Origin of the sequence: Kribbella turkmenica (genome assembly GCF_004348725.1) — a bacterium.
Taxonomy (GTDB): Bacteria; Actinomycetota; Actinomycetes; order Propionibacteriales; family Kribbellaceae; genus Kribbella; species Kribbella turkmenica.
This window is the reverse complement of the sequence record NZ_SMKR01000239.1, coordinates 1-8,074: the sequence shown is the minus strand read 5'-3', so window position 1 is coordinate 8,074 and position 8,074 is coordinate 1. Positions and strand designations below refer to the sequence as shown.

6 protein-coding genes and 1 pseudogene are annotated in these 8,074 nt (G+C 70.3%); 1 reads left to right on the top strand and 6 read right to left on the bottom strand.

What is annotated here, in order from left to right; translation table 11 throughout:
* Together E1218_RS33500 and E1218_RS33495 are read right to left on the bottom strand one after the other, a co-directional pair.
* A pseudogene (locus E1218_RS33500) lies at nt 1-520 on the bottom strand (hypothetical protein); the annotation flags it as partial.
* A gap of 154 nt (nt 521-674) precedes the next feature.
* A complete protein-coding gene (locus E1218_RS33495) occupies nt 675-1,898 on the bottom strand; it encodes a neutral zinc metallopeptidase (protein WP_233712645.1) in 1,224 nt (407 codons plus the stop codon).
* Nucleotides 1,899-2,029: 131 nt separating this feature from the next.
* Between E1218_RS33495 and E1218_RS33490 the strand changes: the two genes are divergently transcribed.
* A complete protein-coding gene (locus E1218_RS33490; protein WP_132327060.1) occupies nt 2,030-3,709 on the top strand; it encodes a DUF2207 family protein in 1,680 nt (559 codons plus the stop codon).
* 51 nt (nt 3,710-3,760) lie between these two features.
* On the opposite strand, the gene E1218_RS33485 is transcribed toward E1218_RS33490, so the two are convergent.
* From E1218_RS33485 to E1218_RS33470, 4 genes are all read right to left on the bottom strand, one after another.
* A complete protein-coding gene (locus tag E1218_RS33485; protein WP_132327059.1) occupies nt 3,761-5,050 on the bottom strand; it encodes a peptidase C39 family protein in 1,290 nt (429 codons plus the stop codon).
* A 195-nt stretch (nt 5,051-5,245) separates the two neighbouring features.
* Nucleotides 5,246-5,809 (bottom strand): GNAT family N-acetyltransferase, encoded by a 564-nt coding sequence (locus E1218_RS33480; RefSeq protein ID WP_132327058.1) that lies wholly within the window; start codon nt 5,807-5,809, stop codon nt 5,246-5,248.
* A gap of 40 nt (nt 5,810-5,849) precedes the next feature.
* A complete protein-coding gene (locus E1218_RS33475; protein ID WP_202866337.1) occupies nt 5,850-6,698 on the bottom strand; it encodes a lysozyme in 849 nt (282 codons plus the stop codon).
* Between the two features lie 104 nt (nt 6,699-6,802).
* Entirely contained in the window at nt 6,803-8,041 is a 1,239-nt protein-coding gene (locus E1218_RS33470; protein ID WP_165949530.1) for a neutral zinc metallopeptidase, read from the bottom strand.
* Nucleotides 8,042-8,074 lie beyond the last annotated feature (33 nt).

Here is an 8,074-nt window from a genome sequence, read left to right as displayed (position 1 = left end):
GGCCGCCGGCCTGAGGGCTCCTGAGCTGTGGACCGCCGGACTGTCGGCCTCCTGACTGCGGACCGGGCTGCTGAGGACCGCCGGCCGGGCCGGCGTGCGAGGCCGAGCCTTGGGTTGGTCCGGCGTGCGGGTCGGCGCCTGGCCCGGTCTGCGGCGACTGCGGCACGCTGCCGTACGTCGGCGGCGACTGCCAACCCGCCTGCTCGTTCATACCTTGCCCGGGACCACCCCATGCCGGTCCGCCCCGCGACTGCTCCGGGCGGGTCTGCCGGCCCGGGCCCTGGTCCGGGTCCTGGTCCGGGTCCTCCGGCCGCCGGTTGGCCCACCCTTCGCCGAACCAGTTGTTCGCCGGACGCTCACCCTGCGCCGCGCTCGGGTCCTGGAACTCGCGCTTGGCGTCCGTGCTCCCACTCCACCACCTGGGCGACTGGCCATCCCTGGCAGGCTGCTCCGGCGGACCGGCGGCCTGGTCGCCGTCAGCCGGTTCCCGCTCCGGGGGTGGATTCCAGTTGTCCGACATCGATACTCCTCACGACCTTCTGGGTGTAGCCGTCAACGTGGTGCATCCGGCGCTGTTCGGGGTGCCGACGCCGCGCCCGGTCGTCCGTCCCCCCGGACTGTCCGCCCCCGGACACATACTTTGCGTGATCCCGACGCACCACGCTAGCCCGGGTCTACCGCACCCTGGCGGCGGAGGCCACGAAGGTGTTGCAGACGTTCGGGTTGCGGCTGGTGAAGCCGCGGGTCGCCCAGTACTGGTGGTTCACGCCGTCGCCGTGGTCGTTGTTGTGGTCGGTCCAGTTCCGGATCAGCCACCTCCACTGGAACAGCGACTGACCGGTGACCGGGTAGCTGCGCCGGTTCGCGCCGATGAAGATGTCGCCGAAGCAGGACGCCTGCAGCTCGAGCCGCCGGCTGCCCTCGAGCTCCTTCGCCCGGGTCGGCGCCTCGTACCGGATCCGGTGGTTGGCGGCCAGGATGCCGGTCAGGTTCTGCACGTGATGGCCGTACTCGTGCGCGAACTGGTGCAGCATCCACATCCGCGCCCACACCTTCTGGTACGCCTGCGGGTAGCGGTTGTAGTTGCCGAGGTCCTCGCTGAGGTTCATGTAGATGGTCTCGTTGCTGCCGCAGTAGAACGGCGGACCGGAGTCGTTCCCGATCCCGCACGGCGTACTGACGGTTCCGCTGAAGGACTGCACGGTCGGCGGCCGGAACCGGGCGCCGGACCTGGCGAGCAGCGCCGGCCAGGACCGGTTCAGGCAGTTCAGCAGGTTGGCGTAGTTGGCCCGTGCGCCCGACACGGTCGACGGACGGGACCGCGACTCCCGGCAGTTCACCGACCTCATCGCCCCGGCCTTGTACACCTTGTTCCGCAGCACCAGGTCGGCGTCGGTCGGGCCGGGCTTGGGCTTCGGGGTGGACGTCGTCCGCGGCGCGGTCGGCCTGGTCGCGGTCGGCCGCGTCGTCGTCCTGGTCGCCGTCGGACTGTTCACCACGACGGACGGCGACATCGACGGGGACTGCGACGGCGCGTGCGTCGGGGGGTAGCTCGTGGGCGCGTACGACGGAGTCGTGTACGGATCGTCCTTCAGAGCGTTCGAGATGCCGAGGATCCCGACGCCGCCGAGTGCGACCACCCCGAGCACGACGACGACCGCCTTCGCCCCGCCGCCCTTCTTCCGCGGCGGCCGCGGCGGTCCACCTGGCGGAGCACCCCACCCGAACTGCGGCTGCCCGCCCGGCCTGCCGGCGTACGGCGGCATCCCCTGGTACTGCGGCGGGATCCCCTGGTGCGGCGGCGGACCGCCGTACTGCGGACCCGGCTGCCACTGCGGGGCACCGTACGGAGGCTGCGGCTGCCGGCCGGGCGGCGGGCCCCAATGGTTGCCTGACACGGGCCAGACGCTATCCGAGCCCCGGCTCACCGACGGTTGCCCAGCTCAACTGCCGGGACGACGCCGGAAGTCCGCCTGTCACGGTATGGTGCCCGGGTCAACTGACCCTCTCTTTACGGTGTGATTGGGCGATGCGTCTACGTCTGCTCGGGCTCTCCCTGTGTGCCCTCGGTCTCTCGGCCCTGACCGGCGTCCCCGCCGGCGCGACCGGTTCCCACGGTGCGGCCGACCCGGTCGTCACCACTTTCGACAGTCAGGTCCGGGTCGAACGTGACGGGCAGCTGAAGGTTTCCGAGACCTGGAAGCTCAGCAACGTGACCGGGACCTTCACCCGGTTCGTGGTCACCCGCGACCACCTGCCCGACGACGTCGACCACGTCCAGCGGATCGAGGACCTGAAGGTCACGTCCGGCGGCCAGGACAAGCAGACCGAGCTGAGCACGAACGGCGACGTCACCTCGATCGCGGTCGCCGACGTCAGCGGCGCCACCCAACTGGACTTCACCTACACGGTCAAGGGCGCGGTCGCGAAGACGCTGAACGGCACCGAGGTGCGGTTCGCCCCGCTGACCGGGATCAACCTGACCGTCCAGCAGGCGAACATCGTCTTCAGCACGCCGGAGGTCACGCACGTCTCCTGCTTCGCCGGCGCGATCGACAGCAACACCCCGTGCACGCTGGCGCAGATCGGGGAGACCGCCGGGCCGACGTTCCAGCAGCAGGGACTGCCGCCGGGCAACACGGTCCGGATGACGGTCGGCTTTCCTGAGGGCGAGATCGCCGCGAACTCGATCGTCGAGTACCGCAAGACGTTGAAGCGCGCGTTCTCTACCGACACCGCGCAGCTGCTGACCGCGCTGGCCGTGCTGCTGCTCGGGGCGATCGCGCTGCTGGTGCTGTACCGGCTCCGCGGCCGCGACCGCGTCGACCCGCGGCGCGTCGTCCCGGCGTCGCTGTTCAGCCTCGGCGCCGATACCCGGATCGACTTCACCCCGCCGTCGGACCTGCGTCCCGGCGAGGTCGGCACGCTGATCGACGAGCGGATCGACCCGGTGGACGTCACCGCCACCATCATCGACCTGGCCGTCCGCGGCCACCTCACCATCATCGAGCAGGACCACGACTCCGAGTACGCCCGGCCGGACTGGGAGCTGCGCCGGGTCGCGAACGCGCCGTCGGAGGAGCTCCAGCGGTACGAGAACGTGCTGATCCGGGCGATCTTCGGCGACTCCGACTCGGTGCTGGTCTCCGAGCTCGGCCGCCAGGTCCGGGCGAACCTCAACCAGGTCCAGGACGCCCTGTACGACGGTGTGGTCAAGCGTGGCTGGTTCAGCGAGCGGCCGGACCGGACCCGCTCACAGTGGGCGACCGTCGGCATCGTGACCACCGTGCTGGGCGTCGTCCTGACCGTCGTGCTCGCGCTGCTGTCGACCTGGGGCCTGCTGGGCCTGGCGATCACCGCCGTCGGCGTCGGACTGATCATGGTCGGCCGCTACATGCCGGCCAAGGCGCCGGCCGCCGGCCGCGTGCTCGGCCAGGTCGCGGCGATCCGCGGTGAGCTGCTCGAGATGGACGTCAGTGAACTGCCGTCGGACCAGCACGCCGAGCTCTGCGCGCGCGCCCTCCCGTACGCCGTCGTCCTCGGCGGCTCGGAGCGCTGGATCGACGCGCTGGTCGCGACCGACGACGACATCGGCGAGGACGAGGGCTTCGCGTGGTACCGCGGTCCGCGGGGCTGGCACCTGCAGTACCTGCCGGACTCGCTCCGCAACCTCACCACCAACCTCACCGGTGCTTTGTTCGCGCGGTAGGAGACCGGAACAGCGCCCGCACACCGCCCCGGTGTGCGGGCGCTGCCGCTTCTACCAGTTCGCCTGTGGGCCTGTTGGCGGCAGCGGCGTCCCGGCCGGGTGGATCACGTAGACGAGTCCGCCCGAGTGCGGCACCCAGGCGTTCTCGAACGCGGCCCGGTCGTACGTCGTCCGGACCTCGTCGTTGCTCGGGATCAGGTGCGACGCCGGGTCGTTGACCACCACGTTGCCGTCCGGGTCGAAGCCGACGATCACCATCAGGTGCCCGTTCGTCCCGTATCCGGCGCCGGGCAGGTCGCCCTTCTTGAACGACAGCGAGGCGATCAGCGGGATGCCCGCCTTGATGAACTGCTCCGCCTCGGTCAGCGACCGGAGCCGGGTGACGAACCCGTCGACCGAGCGGGTGCCGGCGTACGCCGTGTTGAACGGCCAGTTCCCGGCGCCGTCGTAGGCGTAGTCGAAGACCGAGCGGGCCGCGTGGTCGACCTGCGGATCGGCGTCGGCCGGGTCGACCCAAGCCGTCTCGTCGCCGGCCGGCCCGGCACCGTAGTAGTCGAGCACCATGGCCGTCGAGGTCGCCGAGCACCAGGCCTCACCGCCGCCGTCCCACTGCGGGTAGTGCCCGATGTGCGTCTCCTGCGAGTACGTGGGGACGTCGAGCACGATCCCCTCCGCGCCACCGAGGGGGCTCACCGGCACCTTCTTCGCGTCCGGCAGCAAGGACGCCACCGCCCCGACGGACCGGACCACCGGGGACTGCGTCGTACCGGCGAGTCGGTGGAGCGTCACCTTCAGCTGCCACCGGTCGAGCGACCGGCCCTCGGCCGCGACGAAGGTGTCGACCGCCACCGATCCGTTGGTGTCGCTCTGGGCCGGCACCGAGGTGCGGTGGATGTCGCCCGCCGCGGTGTCGTCGCCACTCGACCACCGGCCCAGCACGTACCACTTGGTGGTGCTGCCGAGATCGGTGCGGCCGGACATCGCGACTTCCACCCAGGTCCCGGGCGGCGTGGTGGCGTTCCAGGACGCGATCAGCTCGGTCAGCCGGAAGTCGCTGGTGACGACGGGCGACGTCCAGCTGGTCCGGTCGTAGCTCTTCGCGGTGCCGTCGCCGAACGGGTCGACGTACGCCGTGGTGCCGGTCGACGTGCCGAAGGTGAGCGCGCCGTCGGCGACGGCGGTGCCGGAGTGGGCACCGGCGAGGAAGTCGGCGGTCGACGTCCACGTGGTGTACGCGATGTCGCGCAGCTGCGGCACCTTGGCGGCCTGACTCGGCACGGAGCCACAGGTCAGCACGACCGCACCGGCGATCAGCGCGGTGAGACTGCGGGCGCCGGTCATGGGGCCACCCGGCCTGGACCGAGGAGCGGAGGGAGCGCAGCGACTGAAGCGACGAGGGAAGGCCGGGAGTTACCGCCCCATGACCCGCCGCGCGGCAGCGTGGCAATGTGCACAGTCATACACCGACGGTAGATCGGGCACCCGGCCGTGTCGCGGTGAACGCGTGGCGTGGGTGTGGTCTTGTTCGGTAAATAGTTACGAGCGGTCGTTCCACTCGTCGGCGAGCATCGCGAAGACGGCCTCGTCGGTCCACTCACCCTTGATGAACTCGTTCTTCACGAAGGTGGCCTCGTGGCGCATCCCCAACCGCTTCAGCAAGCCGGACGACCCGGTGTTGCGGGCGTCCAGGCGGCCGATGATCCGGTGCATCCCGAACTCCTCGAACCCGAGCCGCAGCATCTCCACCGACGCCTCGGCGGCGTACCCATGCCCGTGGAACTCCGGGTGGAAGACGAACCCGATCTCGCCGCCCCGGTGCGCGGCGTTCTGCGCGAACAACGACACCTCGCCGAGGTGCTGCCCGGTCTCTCGCAGGATCACGGCCAGGGTCACCGCCTGACCGTCGGTGTCCATCGGCGGCAGGTCCGCCAGCCGCCGGGGCAACGTCGTGTCGCGGACCTGCTCGGGCGTCTGGGCGTCGTACAGCAGGAACCGGGCCACGTCGTCGTTCGACTGCAGTTTCAGCAGATCGTCGTAGTCGGTCTCGAGGTAGCGGCGAAGGGTCAGGCGGTCAGTCTCGATCGGCAGCGAAACGCTCACCGATCGAGACTATGCGACCGACGCGACGTGAGGCAGGGATTTATCCGTTGGCGAGGGCAACCAGCCGGGACTGGTCGCCGTTGAAGTGGTTCTGGTCGAGCGGCGACGAGGTCCACTGCCAGAACGTGTAGTACGGCCAGCCGCCCGGCAGCGTGCCCACGGTCGAGGAGTAGCGGGCGACCCAGAGCGGGTTGGTGGCGTTGAAGGCGGTGCTGTTACCGGTGCAGCGGGTCCACCAGTCGAGGTTGGTGTAGATCACCGCGTCCCGGCCGGTGCGGGACTTGTAGGTGTTGACGAAGTCTCGGATCCAGCTGACCATCGCGGACTGGCTCAGCCCGTAGCAGGTGGCGCCGTACGGGTTGTACTCGATGTCGAGCGCGCCCGGCAGGGTCCGGCCGTCGCGGGACCAGCCGCCGCCGTTGCTCGCGAAGTAGTTCGCCTGGGTGGCGCCGCTGGAGTTGTTCGGCAGCGCGAAGTGGTACGCGCCGCGAATCATGCCGATGTTGTAGGAACCGTTGTACTGCTGGGCGAAGTAGGGATTGCGGTACGACGTGCCTTCGGTCGCCTTCACGTAGGCGAACCGCTTGCCCTGGTTCCACCAGTACTGCCAGTCGACATTGCCCTGGTGGCTGGAGACGTCGATCCCTTCGACCACCGCGGCCGGTGCCGGCGCGGCCGGCGCGGAACTGGTCGTGGTGTTGTGCAGCCAGCCCATGTACGCGTCGCCGGCCTTGTGGATGCCGTGCTGACGAGCCTGCGGGGTCGGCTGGGGTGCGGCGGTGACCGCGTCGGGCGACGAGGGATCGGTGGGGCGTGCTTGGGCGGGGCCGGTCGAGGCCAGGAGCAGGCCAAGAGTGACGGCGGCACCCGTGAAAAGGGCGGACTTCACGGTGAACCTCCACAGAGCGATGAGGGGCGGGACAGAGCGCTCGCCGGAGGTTCTACCCGGGTTCGGTAAGAATCAACCCTTGCGGTCGACTCGATTGTGAGTATTTACCGAACGTAGGTCGCGGCCGCGAGGTAGGTGTTGCAGGAGGCTGGGCTGCGGGTCTTGAAGCCGGCGGCGGCCCAGCGCGGCACGACCGCGCGGCTGCCGTGGTCGCGGCGGGTGCCGTACTCGTCGCCCTGGTGGGCGTGCAGCCAGTCGAGCTGGGACTTGAACAACCCGCCGTTCAGGCCGTAGCTGCTCTTGTTGGCGCCGAGGAACACACCGCCCAGGCAGGTCGCCTGCAGCTCGAGCCGACGGCTCATCTGGAGCGCCGCGTCGCCGGACCGCTCGTACTGGATGTTCGACGACGCCCGCAGGATCCCGGTCAGGTGCTGCAGGTGGTGGCCGTACTCGTGCGCCATCGTGTCCGACATGTCCGCCCGCAGGAAGGCCATCGCGGTGGACCGGTTGCCGTAGCCCAGGAACTGCCTGTACCGCTTGAGGTCGGTGGTCGCGTCCATGTAGATCGTCCGGTTCGCCGAGCAGTAGAACGAACTGGGCGCGTTGCCGCTGCACGGCGTACTCACCGGGCCGGTGAAGGCGATCATCCGCGGCGGGGCGAACGTCTTGCCGGACAGGGCGACCTGCCGCGGCCAGGCGCGGTTCAGGCAGCTGAGGATCTGGGTGTAGTACTTCCGCGCGTTCGCCGGGCTGTTGGCCCGGGCGCTGGACTCGCGGCAGTTCACCGTGCGCTGGACGCCGGTCTTGTAGATCCGGTTCTTCGTGACGATGTCCAAGTCCGACGGTGGCGGCGGAGTCGTCGGGGTGGTCCGGGTCGCGGTCGGCCGCGTGCGCGTCGGCCGGGTGGCCGGGATCGTCGGCGCGCCGGTCTCCGTGGGCTCGGCGGTCGGCTCGTACGTCGACGTGTACGTCGGCTGCGGCGACGTGTAGTCGTCGTCCCGGCCGGACGACACCTGCCGCCACATCAGCAGCGCCGCGACGCCGGCCACCACGACCACGATCGGCAGCACGATGAACGGTGCCTTGCTCTTCTTCCGCGGCGGCGGCGGGAAACCGTCCGAGCCCCAGCCGAAGCCGGGCCCCTGCGGAGGCGGCCCCTGCGGCGGACCCCAGTACGGCGTGGGCGGGCCGGCGTACTGCTGCTGCGGGGAGGGACCGTACTGGGGAGGCGGACCGTACTGCGGAGCCGGACCGTACTGCGGCGACGGGCCCTGCGGCGGGGGTCCCTGGTACGGCGGCCGGGCCTGAGGCGGAGGTCCGCCGTACGGGGGCTGGTTCGACAAGAGGGTCCTCCTGAGGGGTGGTCGGACGAATCT

Excerpts from the sequence above, each read along its gene's own strand:
- E1218_RS33485 (WP_132327059.1), bottom strand. The coding sequence starts at position 5,050 with ATGACCGGCGCCCGCAGTCTCACCGCGCTGATCGCCGGTGCGGTCGTG.
- E1218_RS33490 (WP_132327060.1), top strand. The coding sequence starts at position 2,030 with ATGCGTCTACGTCTGCTCGGGCTCTCCCTGTGTGCCCTCGGTCTCTCG.